Genomic DNA, 18,676 nt, shown 5'->3' with positions numbered 1-18,676 from the left:
TTTTGGCTGCAAATCTTGTTTTCTGTCTATTTAATTGAAATTTAAGCATTTATTAAATTATTTATAAGATTTTACTCAATTAATAAAAAGCTGGTAAGCATTTTGCTCTATTGGCATTACCGATAGCGGAAATATCTCTGTATGACATCAATTGCAGGGAATGGATTACCAGCACAATGAGGTTTTATGATGCAGGAAAACTTATCATTTTTTATCAACCAGACACCGTTTACCGAACATCCGAACGCGCCGTTGGCGCCGTTTAGCCGCCAGGAGTTGGTCAAAGCGTTGAATTTTCATCGGTCTATTCCGGGATATTCCCCAACGCCGTTGTATACGCTGCCGGCACTTTCACAAAAACTGGGCGTAAAAAATATCTACCTCAAAGATGAGTCTCAACGTTTTGGCCTGAAAGCCTTTAAAGCGCTGGGCGGTTCCTATGCGATGGCGTGCCATATCGCTGAATTAATCGGTAAAGATATCAGCGAATTACCGTTTGATGTGATGACTAGCGAAGAGGTGCGCCGCGATCTGCAAACCGTCACGTTTGCTACCACCACCGATGGCAATCATGGTCGCGGCGTTGCCTGGATGGCGCGACAGCTGAAGCAAAATGCCGTGGTTTACATGCCAAAAGGTTCTTCGCAGCAACGTCTGGCGTCTATCCGTAACGAAGGCGCTACCGCTGAAATCGTCGATATGAACTATGACGATGCGGTTCGCATGACCGCAGAACAGGCGGAAAAGCATGGCTGGATTGTGGTGCAGGATACCGCCTGGGAAGGGTATGAAAAAATCCCGCAGTGGATTATGCAGGGCTACGGCACGCTGATGCTGGAGGCGATCGACCAGCTGCATCAGGTTGCGCCGACGCATATTTTTGTTCAGGCAGGTGTTGGCTCGTTTGCCGGCATGGTTCAGGGAATGGTGACAGCGGCATGGGGAGAAAATCGCCCGAAAGTGATCGTCGCCGAGGCATTAATTGCCGATTGTCTCTACCGCTCAGCCCGATCGAAAGAGGGTGATGCCATAGCGGTGGGTGGAGATTTGCAAACCGTGATGGCTGGTCTCGCCTGCGGTGAGGCAAATAGCATCGGCTGGAAACTGTTGCGTGATTATGCCACTGCATTTGCCTCCTGCCCGGATGAGGTTGCGGCGCTTGGCATGCGCATGTTGGGTAATCCGCTGGCAGGCGATCCGCAGATCGTTTCCGGTGAGTCCGGGGCGGTGACGACCGGCCTGCTGTCACTGCTGATGACCTCGCCTGAACTGGCGCAAACGCGTGCGCAACTGGGACTGGATGAGCATTCCCGCGTGTTGTTGATAAGTACTGAGGGTGACACTGACCCACAACAGTATCTGGATATTGTCTGGGGCGGTCAGTACCCGGGCATCAACAAATAATTTCCTGATTGAGAATAAGAACGGAGAAACCCATGTTATCTGCAAACCGTATTGAAGAAGTGATTAAAAACTGTCAGGCGTTAATCCAACAAAAAAGTTATTCCGGTCAGGAAGGGGAAGTGGTTAATGCCATAAAAACAATGATGCAGCATTACCAGTTCGATGACATCCACGTTGATAAGTACGGCAACATTGTTGGCGGTATCGTGGGTAATCAGCCTGGGAAAACGCTGGTTCTTGATGGGCATATTGATACTGTGCCGGTGAACGAAGAGAAGTGGACCCGCAACCCGTACGGCGGTGATATCGAAGATGGCAAGATTTATGGTCGCGGTACGACCGACATGAAAGGCGCCGTGGCGGCAATGATCTCCGCCGTGGGTTTTTTCGGTCAGGACAATCAGCGCAATTTTGCCGGGAAAATCTACGTTGCCTGCATCGTGCATGAAGAGTGCTTTGAAGGTATTGCCGCTCGCCTGGTCAGCGAGCGCTATAAGCCAGACTACGTAATTATCGGTGAAGCTTCCGAGCTAAACCTGAAAATTGGCCAGCGTGGCCGTGCTGAAATTGTGGTTGAAACGTTTGGTAAACCTGCGCACTCCGCCAACCCGCAGGCAGGGATTAACGCGGTGTATAAAATGGCGCAATTGATCGACAAAATTCGCACCATTACCCCGCCAACGCACCCGGTACTCGGGCCTGGCATTCTCGAACTGACCGACATTAAATCTTCGCCGTACCCGGGTGCCTCGGTCGTGCCGGATTACTGCCGCGCAACCTACGATCGCCGTTTGCTGGTGGGCGAAACCAAAGAAAGCGTGATTGCCCCACTGGAAAATGCCCTTGCAGAATTCATCGCGCAGGATCCGCAATTTAAGGCCCGTGTCTCCTACGCGGTGGGTCAGGAGTCTTGTTATACAGGTGCCACTATTGAGGGAGAACGCTTCTTCCCGGGCTGGGTGTATGACGAGTCGGACGAATTTGTGCAGGCCGCTCTGGCTGGCGTTCGTGAGGCCGGGTTTAATCCGAGCATCACGCAATACTCATTTTGCACCAACGGTAGCCACTATGCGGGCGAAGCGGGAATTAAAACTATCGGCTTCGGACCTTCGCGTGAAAATCTGGCGCACACCATTGATGAGTATATCGAGATCGATCAGTTAACTGGTTCGGCCAGCGGCTATTACAGCATCATCCAGACACTCTATCGCCAATAAAAAGAACGATAAAAATCCTCTTACCTTACAGGCGGTGCCGCGCAGCGCCGCCGCAATGGAGAATAACGATGAAAACCATTTTCAAAAACGGAAATGTGATCGATGGGACGGGCAGTGAAGGCAGAATTGCCGATGTGGTCGTTGATGAAGGACGTATTGTCGCAATCGGTCAAATAGACGTTGGCGTCAATGAACAGGTCATTGATGCGACGGGAAAAATTATTTGTCCTGGTTTTATTGATACCCATACACACTCTGACTTGTCGGCGATTATTAACCCCGCGCTGTCGGCAAAAATTCGTCAGGGAATTACCACTGAATTGCTGGGGCAGGATGGCGTCGCGTTAGCGCCGTTGCCGGAAGAATATATTCCAGCGTGGCGTAAAAATATCGCCGGCCTTGACGGCGATACCGACAAAATAGACTGGAAATATAAAAATACGGACGGTTATCTCAATCTGCTGGCATCGCGTCATCCGGCGACAAACCTTGCCTATTTAGTTCCGCATGGCAACGTGCGCATGGAGGCTATGGGGCTGGATGGACGGCCTTCCACCCGTGAAGATGTGGCGAAGATGTGCGAAGTCCTTGAGCGGGAATTAAAAGCGGGAGCGTTTGGTCTTTCCACCGGGCTTATCTATATGCCTTGCGCCTTTGGCGATACTGCCGAAATGATTGAACTGTGCAAGGTCACGGCGAAATATAACGGGATCTTTGTGGTACATCAGCGCAGTGAAGCTGACGATATTATCAACTCAACGCAGGAACTGATTGATATCGCCAAAGCCACTGGCGTCTGGCTACATATTTCACATATGAAGGTTTGCGGAAAGAAAAACTGGGGGCTGATCGACCAGATGCTGGGGATGCTGGAGCAGGCGCAGGAAGAGGGGATCCGCATCTCTTTCGACCAGTATCCGTATGTGGCGGGTAGCACGATGCTTGGGGTGATCCTGCCACCATGGGTCCACTCCGGTGGAACAGACAAATTGCTGGAACGCCTGGCCTCGCCTGAACTGCGCGCCAAAATGATCGAGGATATTCAGCAGGGTATTCCCGGCTGGGATAACTTTATCGATTTTGCCGGTCTGGACCAGATTTTTGTTACCAGCGTGAAAACGGCCAAAAATCAGGATGCCGTTGGTCTGAACCTCGTCCAGTTGGGGGAATTGCGCGGGAAAGACCCCTACAACGCCACCTTCGACCTGCTTTTTGAAGAAGAAAACGCCGTTGGAATGGTCGACTTCTACGGCACTGAAGAGCATGTGATTAAGTTTCTCTGTCGGCCAGAGCAAAACGTTTGTACCGACGGTTTAATGGGGGCCGGAAAACCGCACCCTCGCGTGTTCGGCGCATTCCCACGTGTGCTCGGTAAATACGTACGTGAAGAGGGATGTCTGAGCTGGGAAGCGGCAATTCGCAAAATGACGGGTAAACCTGCTGAGGTGCTGGGCCTGCAGGATCGTGGGCTGCTGAAGGTGGGTTACGCGGCGGATATCGTGATGTTCGATCCGAACACTATCGCTGATAGGGGCACGTTTGTTGAACCTAATCAGTATCCGCAAGGGATTGAAATTGTCATGGTTAATGGGCGCATTGCCTTAATTAATGGCACGGAAAGTTATGCCTGTAGCGGTACGGTTATAAGAAAAGAATATTAATAAATAACGCTAAAGACGCATTGATCTATCGCGACTATTTATAGCCGCGGTAGATCACTACACCCTAAGGACATCACAATGAACCTACAAACATCTTTACCTTCAGGTAAACCGAAAACCTGGAAAGCAAGATATACCGTCCTGACATTGATCTGGCTGGCGTGGCTCCTCTCTTTTCTCGACAGAATGGTCATGAGCGTTTCGCTCCCTTATATCGGCAAAGATTTAAATCTGGATACGACCCAACAAGGTTTAATTATTAGCGCCTTTTTTATTGGTTATGCAGCATTTCAAATTCCCGGTGGTTTACTGGCGGATAAGTTTGGCTCACGTAAAATTATGGCCATTGGGATTGCCTGGTGGTCTGTTTTCACCAGCTTAACCGGGGCTGTGCTGACGCTACCGCTGATGCTGGCCGTACGCTTCTTCTTTGGTATCGGCGAAGGGTGCTTCCCGTCGGCCTCATGGAAAATGATTTCGACCTATTTCCCGTCGAAAGAACGCGGACGTGCGACGGCGATTCAATCAACGGTGAACACCTTAGGCCCGGCGCTGGCGGTCGTGGTTGCAGCAAGCATTATCGGGGCTTTTGGTTGGCATATGGTTTTTATCGTGCTGGGTATTCCTGGCCTGTTTATCGCCGCAGGTATCTACTTATTTACGCGTGACAACCCGAAAGATCACCCCGCCATTACGCAGCAGGATCTGGCGGAACTGGCCGTTGACGATCAGGGTGGTCTGCAAAACACCAGCGCTATCGCGTTTAAAGACGTACTCAAAATGCCGGTGCTGTGGCAAATGGCAAGTATCTGGTTTTTGTTTGATATCACCTTCTGGGGTTTTTCAACCTGGTTACCCAGTTACCTGATCACTGTACGTGAGTTTTCTCTGGCCAAGACCGGCGTAATGGCGGCAATTCCGTTCCTGTTTGGTGCAGGAGGGACTTTGTTAGGCGGATACTGTTCAGATAAATTCAAACCGATGCGTAAAACGTTGTACGTCGTAACCTCTGTCATTGCCGCAGGCTTCCTGTACCTGACCTTCAGCGTGAGCAGCGCAGATATGGCGGTGGTTTATCAGTGTATTTCAGCCCTGTTCATGTTCTTCGCTATGGCGACGTTCTGGGGAATTTTGATGGATACCATCCCCAGCAACATTATGGGACGGGCGTCGGGGATCGTTAACTTTGGCGGTCAGATGGCGGGCGTTGTTTCCGCACCTATCATCGGCTGGCTGATCCAAAGCAGCGCAGGAAGCTATAACAGCGCCTTTATCTTTATGATTGCCGCACTGTTATGTTCTGCCGTCGTTACGCTGACCGTGAAAAACTCGCGCGCGGTTGGAGCATTACCCAGTCAGGCTTGATTAATGTCTGTCTCCTGTGGCTCTGCTGTTTGAGGGCCACAGGGATTGACGGGTATTAGCGTTTAAGTACTCGCAATAACTGAATTTCCCGCCAGATGTACAGTTACCACGGCAATTCTATTTCTCTCCTTTTATTAAGAATTAAGCATAATAAATGAAAGACCAGTCCTACATGTGTAGGAATATTCTCTCTATTATGTGTTAATGATTTGATCTACAGAAAGGCTCAAGGTTTAATTCTTGTAAATCTAAATGTTATTTTTATGGTTTATTCATCTTGGTTATGAAAAAATCATAAAATATACACGTGACTATGTTAGAATTTGCGTCCTGGGTCTGGCGCTTATAAATTAATAATATCGAAGACTCACCTGCACTATAGCCATCGCCTCTCTTTATTTATCGGGATTCTTATACGCAATGAACGCGATAATCGTTGATGATCACCCTTTGGCCCGCATTGCCATTCGCAACTTACTCGATACTAATGGTATCACTGTGACCACTGAGCTCGACAGTGGCGAGCAAGTCGTGCAGGTGGTTGAAAAAAACAAACCTGAGCTGCTAATTATCGATGTGGACATTCCTGGCATCAGTGGCATCGAGGTGCTGGAACAATTACGCAAGCGGCACTATGCTGGCGTGATCATTATCATTTCAGCAAAAAATGAATATTTTTATGGTAAACGCAGTGCTGAATACGGTGCCAACGGATTTGTGAGTAAAAAAGAAGGCATGAATAATATTCTTGCCGCTATCGAAGCCGCCAAAAATGGTTATAGTTATTTCCCCTTCTCCCTTGAGCACTTTACTGGCTCATCGGTCAGCGAGCAGGATAAACTTGATACATTATCGACACAGGAAATGAGAGTGTTGCGTTATATCCTTAATGGCATGGATTACAGCACTATTGCCAGTAAAATGAATATCAGTAATAAAACGGTGAGTACCTATAAAAGTCGTTTAATGGAAAAGTTAGATTGTTCTTCATTAATGGAAATTTATGATTACGCGCAAAGAAATAAAATAGGGTAGAGTAATGCTGGAACGCTTATTTATTTTTTTGATGGTCATATTTACCATCGGATTGTCTACGGGTGTGAGTTCAGCTCGCCAGGTTGAGCTAAAAAGTAACTATAATACTGCGGTACAAAATATCAGCTTCAACAGGGAAGAAACCAACTGGTTGGCGCATAAAAAAACATTAGTGGTTGGCACCTGGTTACCGGAAGTCTCCCCAATTGTCTATCAAAACAGCGGGGAAAATTATCGGGGCGTTAACGCGGACTACCTTGCGCTAATGCAAAAAAGTCTCAATGTAAAAATTGTTATAAAGCAATATGATAACGAGCAGCAGGCGCTTGCCGCACTCGCTAATAATGATGTTGATACGTTGATAACCCAGCTTTCCCGGCGGCAGGATGTCGGCGGGGATTTACTGCGCACTTCAGCATTACTCACAACGTGGCCGACGCTTGTGACGTCATTAAAAAACACCATGCTACCGCTGACGACGCACCATAAGGTCAGCGTCGCATGTGTGCGGGATTGCCCTTTTCTTAACGTTATCCAGGACGCTTTTCCTGATGCTAAAGTCTCATTTTATGACGACGAGTATCAGGCAATGGCGTCGGTAGTGAACGATGATAACCAATATTATATTGGTAACAATATTACCACTAGTCATTGCATCTCGCGGTATTTCTCGCAATCCCTGGTTATTACGCATTATTTTGATAAGCAAGAACAATATAATTATTTTGTGGTTAATGAAAATCAACCGCTATTAAGAAATATCCTTGATGGTTTTATTACGTCAATAAGTAATGAAATCCATATGCAGGTGATGCAGAACTGGTTAAATCGCGGTAATCTTGCTTATCTGAATGCGCCTATTCCTTTCAGTCGTCAGGAAAAAGAATGGCTGAAGAATAAGCATACCATCCGCATTTTGATCAACCCGGATTATCCGCCCTATACGCTGGTAGATAGCAGCGGCGAGTTACGCGGTATTCTTGGCGATTTGCTGAATATTATTCATCTGCAAACGGGTCTTGATTTTGAACCTGTTTTAGCCACGTCCAGAAGTGAACAGACCAAACTCATCAGTGGTGGGCAGTGGGATATGTATCCGACGATCGCCCCGACTAACCAAAACCAGGACGATTCGGCATTTAGCGATCCGCTGATGAATGTTGCATTCGTGGTTATCACATCGCGCCAGGAAACAGCCGACTCGCTGCTGGAAAAACCGATACGCGTTGCTCTGCCTGCCGGACATATTCTGGAGCGTGGCCTCAAACAACGTTATCCGCAGGTGACATGGGTGAATGCGGATACCGGTAGCGCTGCCATGGCTATGGTCAAGGAGGGCGACGTTGATGCGGCAATTGCGACTGAATTGTCGGCAAAGTTCATTACCGATCATTACTACCAGAATAATATGCACTTCTTCCGGCTTCCTGATATGCCAGGTGCATCGGTGAGTTTTGCTATTTCTTCTCATGAGCCCATGCTGAAGTCTGTCATTGATAAGGCCCTGCAAGCCATACCTCCGCGTGAAATTTTACAGATGACGGAGAAGTGGTCGAAGATTTCCAATACCCAGGTTGATATCTGGAGCCGATATAGCAAACAGTTCTATCAACTGGTGGTGTTTGCGCTGGTACTTATTGCTATTAGTCTGATCTGGGGGATATCACTCTCCCGTGAAGTCCGTAAAAGAAAGCAATCGCAGCGGTTACTGGAAGAACAGTTGCATCTCAAAGAGGTCTTATCTCAAGAGCTGGAGAGCGAAAAGAATAAAGCGATTGCCGCTACAAAAGCCAAAAGCCGTTTTCTTGCGAGCATGAGTCATGAGTTACGTACCCCGGTAAGCTCGATTGTTGGTTTTGTGGAATTACTCTCAAGCTCAGAGCTCAGTCCGGCACAACGCAAAGAGGCCATTGCTTTGACCGGGGCGACGGCCCAATCATTGCTGGGTCTGATTGGTAAGATTCTGGACGTTGATAAGATTGAATCCGGAAAATATGAGGTTGTTCCCCAGTGGACCGATCTCTCGCAGCTTATTGAATTGCAGTGCCACTCTTTCGATGCTCTGGCCAGGCAGAAAGGTATATCGCTTGCCTGCGTCAGCCAGTTGCCAGTAAACGAGCGGGTATTTGTCGATCAGCAGGCTTTGCGGCAAATTCTCACCAATCTGGTGGGCAATGCGCTGAAATTTACGGTGCAGGGTAGTATTCATGTTACGGCCCGTCTGGCTCCGGACACAGATAATCACGGCACCCTGACAATCGTCATCAGTGATACCGGTTGCGGCATTAGCGAAGAAGAGCAGGCTGGACTGTTCCATCGTTATGCTCAGGGGCGTTGCGGGCGTCAACAAACGGGGTCTGGTCTGGGGTTATTTATCTGCAAAGAACTGGTAACGCTAATGGGCGGTACGCTGGAGCTGAGGAGTATTCTGTCGCAGGGAACCACGTTCACAATTACGCTTCCGGTTGAAACTGCCCGACAATCGATAGTACCGGATGGGGATACCCCTGGCGCTGTGTTGCCGTTACCGTGTCTGTCGATTCTGATCGCAGACGATAATCCTACTAACCGGCTGCTGCTTAAACGCCAGTTGAATACCATTGGCTATAGCGTGGATGAGGCCTGTGATGGCGAGGAAGCCGAAGCTAAACTGGCCAAAAAATCATACGACCTGTTGATAACCGATGTGAATATGCCGAAGAAAGACGGGTTTGATCTCGCGGCTTCGCTACGTCGTCAACAACCTCACTTGCAAATATGGGGGCTGACGGCCAGTGCGCTCCCGCAGTCACGCGATCGATGTCTGCAAAACGGTATGAATTTGTGTCTGTTTAAGCCGGTCTCAATCCAGACGCTGACGCATGAATTGAGCAAAATCGACACGGGCTATGCGTCTCCTTGTGCAATCCGGCATTTAAAATTCAATGTACTGACTGAAAATACCGGTGGCGATCGCGCATTAATGAACGAGATACTCGAAACATTCCGTGAGGCAACGCTGAATGATTTACAAGCGGCTGAGAAAGCCGTTGCGCAAGATGAGCCGCAGCTGTTTTTACGGGCGCTTCATCGGTTGCATGGTTCGGCGCAAATTCTGGGTATCACCGCGCTTCAGACGCTGTGCGAACCTTTTGAGTCTATGCGACATGACGATCTTCCGCTGGCTGTACGGCAACAGGCATTACAGAAAATTGTTGCTGTCATGCGGGAAATTGAAATTGAGATCGACAGTCTGATGAGCCATTAATCCCCCCTGATCGGGTAGCCGTAGCAGCCCGATCAGGAGAGAAATGTCTTGATTCATCACTCGTTAGTGCAGAGTATTACTGGCCTGCACCCACCATTTCGCTATCAATAACAATGCCTTCTTCAGCACCTTTTAACACAAGGTTAGCCTCATAAAATTTACCCGTGGACAGCAGTTTTTGGGCGCTGGCAACGGCTTTACGCGTCTGATTCAAAGGCATCAGGTATTGGGTCTGAAGCACGCTGATCCCTGCCAGTTGCAAGGTATCCACTGCACCTTTCCAGTCACCTTTGGCCATTTTGCCGTTCGCGGTTTTGATAGCAGATTCTTTTTCCGGCGTAGCAATATAGTCTTCTGATAATGCGATTGTAGCGTTAATAATTACGTACTGATCGTCAATCATCTTCGCCTTAGGCGCTGCTTTGACAAATTTTGCCCAGTCGCTGCTGTCGCCTGCCAGCAGGGAAGCGGCGTCATTGGTTAATTTTTTTGCGCTGTCAGGTTGTCCGTGAAACAGAGCCAGGCGAGCAAGTTGAATATCACGCATCGCATTGGCGCCTTTTACTGCGACCTGCATAATATCGGCTGCTTCTTTTTGTACATTTGCTGTGGCTGTTTGTGCCGCAGTGGTGGTAGTGGCAGAAGCCATTACTGGGGCTGAACCCATCATAGTTGCAAGCAGACCTGCAAGAATAATCTTTTTCATTACGTTCTCCTGAATAAAGTTGGTATTGTTCACCAAACGCAATAATCATATTAAATAAGTTTAAAGAGCGGAATCAGAGCCAGGATATAATAATGAGCGTTTAATCCTACAGGTGTCAGACGTCTGACATGTGTAGGATTAAACGCATAGCGACATTCCTTTATTCTTATATACGTATCCTTATCTGAAGCTTTATTATTTCATTGTAAGTGATATGTATTTTGTGAGTATTAACTCTTTTATTAGTAGGTTACATTACGTTTACATGTAACGGAGGATGTATGTTCATTTTTAATCAGCAAGCTCTGAGAACGTTTAATGAAAAAACACTTTCTCATTATAAAAGACACGCAACAATTATGGCGGTGCTGTTGTTGATATGTGGTATTTGCTGCTTAATCTATCCTATCGCTGCTGGCGTTTATTTAAGCTATGCGACAGGTTTTATGTTCCTGGTATGCGGTTTTTATTCTATCTATAGCCTGTTTAGCGCTGGGAAGAAGCAGTTGAAAGCCAAATTTACCTATGCATTTTTTGCTATCGCATGGTTACTGCTGGGGTACTGTTTCCTTGTTAACCCTGTGATCGGCATGAATTCGTTAGCTATGGTTTTTTGCTGCTTGTTTATTCTTGGTGGTATTTTTCGTGTGGCTTCCGGAGTTCAAATGTTCCGCAGTCCGGGCTATGTCTGGAACATTTTTATCGGCATTTTAGATCTGCTTATTGCTGGCGTATGGCTGAATATGGATCCCGATAAGTCTTACGTGTTTACTTCGATTTTTATTGGAGTCGAGATGATCTTCAGTTCTTTGGCTTTTATCAGCCTGCGTAGAAATACGAAGTTGGCATCAACAGATAAACTAGCCAATAACAACTAATCCTGTCTCTGGAGTGTATCGTGAATATTAAAATGATGGTTTCAGCTGTTGTGATTATGACCTCTGTTTTGGCACCGATGAGCTGTGCGTTTGCTACTCAGGCAACCGAAGCTGCGCCACAAGATATGACCTGTAAAGAATTTGCTGATATGAGTCGGCAATACATGACGGCAATTGCCTTTGTGATTGTTAATAAAAATTCTGACTTTAAAGGCGATGATTATGTTCCGCTGCATGAGGTGGAAACTGTCGCTGTTCCGAAAATGATTAACATGTGTCATCAGCACCCGAATACGAAATTGGGCGAATTGGCCGTAAATCTGCACACGATTGATTAACCGTTTTGATAGCCTGGCTTTAGTTAGAATTGACAACCTCTGTCCCTACACCCGCATTTCCCCTCACAATAAAATAACTCACCCTGCTATCCACGAGGAAACTCGCTGGATAGCTGTGTCCGCTAACAACCGTAGGTCTGATAAGTGAAGCGCCATTCCTGGGATCTTATTACCCGATCCCAGGGATAAGCATCTACAAGGGCAGGGAATTAATGCCGGGTTTTAAATCGCGCCAGCATGTTTTCGACAAGAACAAAGAAGACCGGAACAAAGTAGATCGCCAGCACGGTCGCGGCCAGCATCCCACCGATAACGCCCGTACCGACGGCGTTTTGCGCGCCAGAGCCTGCGCCGTCACTTATTGCCAGTGGGATAACCCCCAGAATGAAGGCCAATGAGGTCATCAAAATAGGACGTAAACGCATTTGCGCAGCTTCCACCGCAGCTTCAAGCGGCGTTTTTCCTTCTTTTTGCATAATCTCGACGGCAAACTCGACGATCAGAATAGCGTTTTTAGCTGAGAGTCCCATGGTGGTGAGCAGGCCAACCTGGAAGTAAACATCATTGCTCAGGCCACGCAGATCGGTCGCCAGCAAAGCCCCGACCACCCCGATTGGTACAACCAGCATCACGGAAAACGGTATTGACCAGCTTTCATACAGTGCTGCCAGCGCCAGAAATACGACGATCAGAGAAATGCCGTACAGCATTGGCGCCTGGTGGGTAGACAGCGCCTCCTGATACGACAGCCCCGTCCAGGCATAACCGACGCCCGCGGGCAGTTTATTAATCAGTGATGCCATAAATTTCATCGCATCGCCGCTGCTTTTCCCTGCGACCGGTTGGCCGAGAATTTCCATTGCAGGCTGTCCGTTGTAGCGTTCAAGACGGGGAGAGCCGTAGGTCCATTCGGTTGATGAGCAGGCCGAAAGCGGCGTCATCGCGCCGGAGGCGTTACGTACGTACCAGTGATTGATATTGTCCGGCAGCATACGGAACGGCGTATCGGCCTGCACATACACTTTTTTAACGCGTCCCTGGTTAAGGAAATCATTGACGTAGCGGCTACCAAACGCCGTAGAGATGGTCTGATTGATATCCGACAATGCCACACCCATCGCCTCTGCTTTTGTCGCGTTGACGTGGATACGAAACATCGGCGTATCTTCCAGCCCATTTGGGCGCACTCCGTTGACTTCATCGGGTGACTGGCTGGCCAAAGCCAGGAGCTGGTTGCGGGCCTGCATCATTTTTTCATGCCCAAGGTTGCCGTTATCCAGCAACTCCATATCAAAACCTGAAGCGGTGCCCAATTCCGCGACTGCGGGTAAATTGAACGGATAAACGACGGCATTATTAATGGTGCTTAAAGCCATCATTGCCCGGCGAATGATGGCGGTAACCGAGTTTTCTTCGCCAACACGTTCTGACCACGGTTTCAGGCTGATAAACGCCAGACCGTTATTTTGCCCCTGTCCGCTGAAGCCAAATCCGCCAACGGTAAAAACAGACGCGACATTTTTCTGTTCTTTTGTCAGATAGTAATCCGTTATTTCCCCAAGCACTTTGCTGGTATTTACCATCGTTGAACCGGAAGGTAATTGCGCCGTGGTCATGAATACGCCCTGATCTTCTTCAGGCAAAAAGGAGGTAGGAGTACGGAGAAACAGTACCATCATGCCAGCACCAATCACTAAATAGACCACCATATAACGGCCGGTGCAACGTAACAGCCTACGGGTGCTGTCCGTGTAGTGATGGGTGCATTTCTCCATGAAGTGATTGAAACGGGTAAACAGAAAATGGGTGTTTTCTTTTTCTCCCTCGTGGGATTTTAACAGCATGGCGCAGAGTGCGGGCGTCAGGCTCATCGCCACGAACACCGACAGCAGCATGGAGGAAATTAAGGTGATGGAAAACTGACGGAAAATCTCACCCGTTGCCCCGCTCATAAATGCCATTGGCATAAACACGGCGGATAAGACGACGGCAATACCGACCAGTGCTCTCTGGAGCTGACCCATCGCTTTATGCGTCGCCGCTTTTGGTGACAAGTGCTCTTCGGCAATAATACGTTCTACGTTCTCAACCACCACGATGGCATCATCAACTAACAATCCTATTGCCAGCACCATGCCAAACATCGTGAGCGTATTGATCGAAAAACCGGCGACGTCGAGTATTGCAAAGGTTCCGAGAATAACAACCGGAACCGCGATAGTGGGGATAAGCGTCGCGCGGAAACTTTGCAAAAACAGGTACATGACGAGGAATACCAGGATGATTGCCTCGATCAATGTATGAAAAACACCTTGAATTGAAATCTCGATAAATGGGGTGGTGTCATAGGGATAAACGGTTTTCATGCTGGCCGGAAACCAGGCTGATAATCTGTTCAACTCTTGTTTAACGGCCTGGGAGGTTTCCAGGGCATTGGCGCCTGCGGCAAGTTTAATCGCAATCCCGGCGGCGGGTTTTCCGTTGTAACGTGCAACCGTTGCATAATTTTCCGCACCCAGCTCAATGCGTGCGACATCGCGCAGCAGAACCTGGGAGCCGTCCTGCTGAACTTTAAGGAAGATCTTGCCGAATTCATCGGTAGTTTGCAGGCGTGTCTGAACAATGATCGACGCATTTAACTGCTGGTCGGCTGATTGCGGCATTCCTCCCAGCTGTCCGCCCGATATCTGGTTATTCTGTACTTTGAGTTGGGTAATAACGTCCTGCGGCGTCAGGTTATATTTGTCGAGCTTTTGCGGATCCAGCCAGATACGCATGGCGTATTGCGAACCGAATAACTGTACGCTCCCGACCCCGGGGGTGCGGCTTAGTGGATCTTTAATATTTGAAGCCACATAGTCAGCAATATCATATTGGCTCAGACTGTTATTATCAGAGATAAAACCGGCGACCATTAAGATATTGCTGCTGGATTTATCAACGCTGATCCCTTGCTGCTGGACTTCCTGTGGTAAGGAAGGCATCGCCAGCTGTAGCTTATTCTGTACCTGAACCTGCGCTATATCAGGTGAAGTCCCCGTTTTAAAGGTCAGGATAATCGACGCATTACCGGCCGCATCGCTGGTGGATGACATATACATCAGGCCATCAAGCCCGTTCATATTCTGTTCAATCACCTGAGTCACCGAGTCTTCAACGGTCTTAGCGTCTGCACCGGGGTAGGCTGCGCTGATGGTAATAGTGGGGGGAGCAATTTGCGGATATTGCGCGATAGGCAAGTTCATTATCGCGATACCGCCGGTAAACATCATGATAATAGCGAGCACCCAGGCGAAAACCGGGCGCTCAATAAAAAAGTTAGCCATGAAGAAGGTGTCCTTAATACCTGAAATATTACTGTTCAGTTACCGTGTCAGGTGTGTTTGGTTTTGCTGCGAGGATTTTGGCTTTAATTCCCGGACGGATTCTTTGTAATCCGGATACAATGACCCGATCGCCAGGATGTAATCCCGTAGTCACCAACCATTGATTGCCTACAGCCTTCACCGCATTTATTTCGCGTAGTTGCACCACGTTTTCTTGATCGAGGATTAACGCTGTGGCCTTTCCCTGCGCGTTATGCGTAATCCCTTGCTGTGGAACCATTAAAACATTCTGTTGGCTGCCCTCATCCAGCAATGCTGTGACGTACATACCGGGTAAAATTTCACCCTCAGGATTGGGGAACACGGCGCGCAAGGTCACGGAGCCGGTAGTCTCATCGACGGCAGGATCGGAAAACTCAAGCGTGCCGGTATAGCGATAGGGCTTGCCATTTTCCAGCATCAGCTCAACCGGAATTTTGCCCTTTTGCTGGGCAATTTTCCCACTGGCTTTTTCTTCTTTCAGGCGTAAGAAGTCTTGTACTGACTGCGTTAAATCAACATAAATTGGATCCAGTCTTTGCACGGTAACCAGCGCGTTTCCCTGATTCGCGGTGACCAGAGCACCCACGGTTACGGAGGATTTACCGCTGATGCCCTCAATCGGCGAGGTGACATTGGCGTAACGCAGGTTGATGGTGGCCTGCTCAAGATCCGCTTTGGCGACGGCGACATTTGCTTCTGCTTCATTAAGCTGCGAGCGCGTCGTGTCGTAGTCCTGGCGGCTGACGTAATTGGACTTTATTAATGCTGACTGCCGATTTAATGTCAGTCGCACATTATTGGCCGTCGCCTGTGCCTTTGCCAGTGCGCCTCTGGCTGCATCCAGCCTGGCCTGCAACGGGGCGGGATCAATTTGATACAGTGACTCTCCTTTGCTGACTTTGTCACCTTCAATAAAATTACGTTTGATGATGATCCCCCCAACCTGAGGGCGGATTTCGGCGATCTCAAATGAAACCGCGCGGCCAGGAAGCTCGCTTTTAATATTCACTGAGGAAGGCGCTAAGGTAACAACGCCGACCTCGGGCTCCATGGCGGTTTTTACTGCAGGTTTATTATCGCAGGCGGTAATAATGACGCTGCTAAAAAATAATGGTATCAACAGTAAGCATTTTCTGTTCATAGTAATCCCTGAAGAATTCGTAAGCACAAATGTTTTTTATGGCATGCAGGGTGGGGGAGTTATCGGTAAATAACAGAAGATGGTCAGGCATGAGAAAAGTAACGCCCATTTTTGCGCTAAAAGTTAGCGGTTAAATTATATGCAGCAGAAATAATGAATATTTAGCGAAGGATCACACGGAGCACGATGACGCAATAAGCGAAACGCGGAGTGATTAAAATGCGTGTTGGCAAACACTCGGCTCCGGAGTCTATTCGCATCATCGTATTACAGGGATTATTTCACTAGCTCTGGCGTAACCTCGGTTACGGTACTTGCGGAGTAGGGCATTCCCCACATCGGTCCGGGCCAGAACGCGCCATAACCGTAATCCCACATATTATAGGTCGTGTTTACGGACTCAGTTAAATGCCAAACCTGAATGCCTTGTAAATCAACTTTAACAAAGTTGTACGGGATTTTGTTGATGAATCCTTGTTCATCTCCTTGAATTGTCCCTAAAATAGTCACGAAGTGGTTTCTGTAATTTACCGGATCGAGAAAACCATTCTGTTGGGCAAGAATACGTCCCTGATAGCTGGCGTCTATTTGTGGTTTAGCGTCGTTGTTCAGCGGCAGAACGGCGATTTCCAGTAACGTATCCGTTTTGGTGTTAATTACATTGATGACTTTACCCCCAAATCGGGCCTGCTGGCCTGTATATAACCCCGGTTGGTTATGCACGGAGATAAAGTTCTTTTGTATATCTGGTTGATTATTACCTTTGATATTTTCAGGAATTGAAGCACATGATGCCAGAGTGAAAGCCAGGGCAATAATCAGCAACCCTTTTTGTTTTTTCATTTTACTTTCCTGCTAAAAAAGACAGGCCTATAGTAAACCTTTACTCATTAATGTCAGCAGGCGCGAGGCTGATTATCTAAAATTAATATAATTGTAGCTTATGGTAATAACAGACAGTATTTTAGCGGGTCGCAGGGAGAGTGGATGGCGGTCAACAACTGTGAGGTGCTGATGATACCACAAGGTTATTACACGGTGGCGACCATGGCAGGATAATCACGTTAGGGGCGTTTGAACTCTGTCATCATCACATTCTGCGGATTTAAGTCAGGAACGTGTCAACGCTGTGCAGGACGGATCATGCTAATAATAAAAAGCCGCTTTCGCGGCTTTTTATTATTGAATGGCTGGAGGATTATTCGCTGATTTTTTTCTCAACGGAGGTTGCACCTTCTTTGGTCTTATTCCAGCCTTTCTCTGCACCTTCTTTTGTTGCATTCCAGCCTTTTTCAGCGCCTTCCTTGGTTGTATTCCAGGCTTTTTGTGAGCCCTCACTCACCTTGCTGCTCAGGTCATCTTGCTTACCTTCAGCAGCATGTTTTGCTTTTAATTTTTGCTCTTCACCCTGATTCTGCACCTGATGCAGTTTCTCTTTTGCAGTATTCGCGTTTTCGTGCGCGGCAGCGACATCATTATCGGTTGCGTGTGTTGTTGCGGCAATAACAGGAGAAGCCAGCAGAATTGCAGATAATGCGATAATTGTCTTTTTCATAATATCCTCGCTTAGCGTTATAAGTTATTAGCGTGATGAAGCATGACATACAAACGAAGCGCTGACTTTAGGAAAAAACTGTAAGTGCTGCTAACGTTATTTATCCATTTTGTGCAGCTTTGAGCAATTAATACGGTTATTTTTATGGCGGGTATTGTTTTTTTGCGCGAAAGGGAAGGTGTAAAAATTGTAGTGATAATGTTGATATGAAAAGTTTTATCTGTTTGATTTTTATGTGATTGATTGGGGCGTTATAGGCTGGTCGTTCGTTTCCGAAGGTGAGCGTTTCTATCAAATAATTCACTCTCTTGATTTTTCCGGCCTGTAGACCATGCTTATTTCATACGGGCATAAACAATAACGTCGTTTATCGCAAAAGTGATACCGATAGAGGGCTTTTGGTATGTCCAATGATGTGCCTTTAACAATAAGAGAGCACCATGCTTGAACTCCGTCCTAATTGCGAATGCTGTGATAAAGATCTGCCACCTGAATCAAAAGGGGCCTACATCTGTTCATTCGAATGCACATTTTGTGTAGATTGCGTGACCCAACGACTTAATGGCCAGTGCCCGAACTGCGGAGGGGAGCTGGTGCGACGTCCAATACGCCCCGAAGCATCCCTCCTGCGGCACCCTGCATCCACTCAGCGTCACTATCAACAATAGAGATGCAAACTATGTTCGCTCGTTGCTTGTAACGGTCTCCGTGATCCTGCTAGCCGTCCGCTTAGTGCCCAGGCTGTGTGAAAACTACTGATC

General features: G+C 47.9%; 14 protein-coding genes. 9 read left to right on the top strand and 5 right to left on the bottom strand.

All coding sequences use genetic code 11. The features are described 5' to 3' along the window. The first annotated feature begins 189 nt into the window (after positions 1-189). The 6 genes from dpaL to FDX11_RS06975 all read left to right on the top strand — a co-directional run bounded on the left by dpaL (position 190) and on the right by FDX11_RS06975 (position 9,929). A complete protein-coding gene (dpaL, locus tag FDX11_RS07000) occupies positions 190-1,404 on the top strand; it encodes a diaminopropionate ammonia-lyase (protein WP_137361310.1) in 1,215 nt (404 codons plus the stop codon). A 32-nt stretch (positions 1,405-1,436) separates the two neighbouring features. Continuing rightward, on the top strand, positions 1,437-2,621 hold the full coding sequence (locus FDX11_RS06995) for a YgeY family selenium metabolism-linked hydrolase (protein ID WP_137397675.1): 1,185 nt from the start codon (positions 1,437-1,439) through the stop codon (positions 2,619-2,621). 68 nt (positions 2,622-2,689) lie between these two features. Beyond that, positions 2,690-4,282 carry an amidohydrolase family protein gene (locus FDX11_RS06990; RefSeq protein WP_079226121.1) on the top strand — a complete coding sequence of 531 codons (1,593 nt, stop codon included), beginning with the start codon at positions 2,690-2,692 and terminating at the stop codon, positions 4,280-4,282. Positions 4,283-4,360: 78 nt separating this feature from the next. Then, positions 4,361-5,647: an MFS transporter gene (locus FDX11_RS06985; RefSeq protein WP_042313230.1), complete on the top strand. Its 1,287-nt coding sequence runs from the start codon at positions 4,361-4,363 to the stop codon at positions 5,645-5,647. 420 nt (positions 5,648-6,067) lie between these two features. Continuing rightward, on the top strand, positions 6,068-6,682 hold the full coding sequence (gene evgA, locus FDX11_RS06980) for an acid-sensing system DNA-binding response regulator EvgA (protein WP_042313232.1): 615 nt from the start codon (positions 6,068-6,070) through the stop codon (positions 6,680-6,682). A 4-nt stretch (positions 6,683-6,686) separates the two neighbouring features. Further along, a complete protein-coding gene (locus FDX11_RS06975) occupies positions 6,687-9,929 on the top strand; it encodes a response regulator (RefSeq protein ID WP_137397674.1) in 3,243 nt (1,080 codons plus the stop codon). A gap of 76 nt (positions 9,930-10,005) precedes the next feature. Here the strand turns inward: FDX11_RS06975 and FDX11_RS06970 are convergent, their stop codons facing one another. After that, complete coding sequence (locus tag FDX11_RS06970; protein ID WP_042313237.1) at positions 10,006-10,635, bottom strand: YfdX family protein; 630 nt, start codon at positions 10,633-10,635, stop codon at positions 10,006-10,008. Positions 10,636-10,916: 281 nt separating this feature from the next. Here FDX11_RS06970 and FDX11_RS06965 point away from each other — a divergent pair, with 281 nt between their 5' ends. Then, a complete protein-coding gene (locus FDX11_RS06965; protein WP_042313240.1) occupies positions 10,917-11,513 on the top strand; it encodes a DUF308 domain-containing protein in 597 nt (198 codons plus the stop codon). Then, the gene (locus FDX11_RS06960; protein ID WP_079226122.1) at positions 11,513-11,851 is read left to right on the top strand and encodes an HdeA/HdeB family chaperone; all 339 of its coding nucleotides are present in this window, start codon (positions 11,513-11,515) and stop codon (positions 11,849-11,851) included. Before FDX11_RS06965 ends, FDX11_RS06960 begins: the two co-directional genes overlap by 1 nt. A gap of 209 nt (positions 11,852-12,060) precedes the next feature. Here the strand turns inward: FDX11_RS06960 and FDX11_RS06955 are convergent, their stop codons facing one another. The 4 genes from FDX11_RS06955 to FDX11_RS06940 all read right to left on the bottom strand — a co-directional run bounded on the left by FDX11_RS06955 (position 12,061) and on the right by FDX11_RS06940 (position 17,915). Then, complete coding sequence (locus tag FDX11_RS06955; protein WP_137365375.1) at positions 12,061-15,177, bottom strand: efflux RND transporter permease subunit; 3,117 nt, start codon at positions 15,175-15,177, stop codon at positions 12,061-12,063. Positions 15,178-15,205: 28 nt separating this feature from the next. Continuing rightward, positions 15,206-16,360 (bottom strand): efflux RND transporter periplasmic adaptor subunit, encoded by a 1,155-nt coding sequence (locus FDX11_RS06950; protein ID WP_079226124.1) that lies wholly within the window; start codon positions 16,358-16,360, stop codon positions 15,206-15,208. Between the two features lie 276 nt (positions 16,361-16,636). Next, positions 16,637-17,203, bottom strand: a complete 567-nt coding sequence (locus FDX11_RS06945; protein ID WP_137397673.1) for a Slp family lipoprotein — start codon at positions 17,201-17,203, stop codon at positions 16,637-16,639. A gap of 355 nt (positions 17,204-17,558) precedes the next feature. After that, entirely contained in the window at positions 17,559-17,915 is a 357-nt protein-coding gene (locus FDX11_RS06940) for a hypothetical protein (RefSeq protein ID WP_137397672.1), read from the bottom strand. Positions 17,916-18,355: 440 nt separating this feature from the next. Between FDX11_RS06940 and FDX11_RS06935 the strand changes: the two genes are divergently transcribed. Then, positions 18,356-18,583 (top strand): DUF1272 domain-containing protein, encoded by a 228-nt coding sequence (locus FDX11_RS06935; RefSeq protein WP_072014810.1) that lies wholly within the window; start codon positions 18,356-18,358, stop codon positions 18,581-18,583. The last annotated feature ends 93 nt before the right edge of the window (positions 18,584-18,676 follow it).

Origin of the sequence: Citrobacter sp. wls714, from assembly GCF_005281025.1 — a bacterium.
Lineage (GTDB): Bacteria > Pseudomonadota > Gammaproteobacteria > Enterobacterales > Enterobacteriaceae > Citrobacter > Citrobacter werkmanii.
Note: the sequence above shows the minus strand (reverse complement) of the source record. Positions and strands in the feature narration are given on the sequence as shown.

Excerpts from the sequence above, each read along its gene's own strand:
- dpaL (WP_137361310.1), top strand. The coding sequence starts at position 190 with ATGCAGGAAAACTTATCATTTTTTATCAACCAGACACCGTTTACCGAA.
- FDX11_RS06995 (WP_137397675.1), top strand. The coding sequence starts at position 1,437 with ATGTTATCTGCAAACCGTATTGAAGAAGTGATTAAAAACTGTCAGGCG.
- FDX11_RS06990 (WP_079226121.1), top strand. The coding sequence starts at position 2,690 with ATGAAAACCATTTTCAAAAACGGAAATGTGATCGATGGGACGGGCAGT.
- FDX11_RS06985 (WP_042313230.1), top strand. The coding sequence starts at position 4,361 with ATGAACCTACAAACATCTTTACCTTCAGGTAAACCGAAAACCTGGAAA.
- evgA (WP_042313232.1), top strand. The coding sequence starts at position 6,068 with ATGAACGCGATAATCGTTGATGATCACCCTTTGGCCCGCATTGCCATT.
- FDX11_RS06975 (WP_137397674.1), top strand. The coding sequence starts at position 6,687 with ATGCTGGAACGCTTATTTATTTTTTTGATGGTCATATTTACCATCGGA.
- FDX11_RS06970 (WP_042313237.1), bottom strand. The coding sequence starts at position 10,635 with ATGAAAAAGATTATTCTTGCAGGTCTGCTTGCAACTATGATGGGTTCA.
- FDX11_RS06965 (WP_042313240.1), top strand. The coding sequence starts at position 10,917 with ATGTTCATTTTTAATCAGCAAGCTCTGAGAACGTTTAATGAAAAAACA.
- FDX11_RS06955 (WP_137365375.1), bottom strand. The coding sequence starts at position 15,177 with ATGGCTAACTTTTTTATTGAGCGCCCGGTTTTCGCCTGGGTGCTCGCT.
- FDX11_RS06950 (WP_079226124.1), bottom strand. The coding sequence starts at position 16,360 with ATGAACAGAAAATGCTTACTGTTGATACCATTATTTTTTAGCAGCGTC.
- FDX11_RS06945 (WP_137397673.1), bottom strand. The coding sequence starts at position 17,203 with ATGAAAAAACAAAAAGGGTTGCTGATTATTGCCCTGGCTTTCACTCTG.
- FDX11_RS06940 (WP_137397672.1), bottom strand. The coding sequence starts at position 17,915 with ATGAAAAAGACAATTATCGCATTATCTGCAATTCTGCTGGCTTCTCCT.
- FDX11_RS06935 (WP_072014810.1), top strand. The coding sequence starts at position 18,356 with ATGCTTGAACTCCGTCCTAATTGCGAATGCTGTGATAAAGATCTGCCA.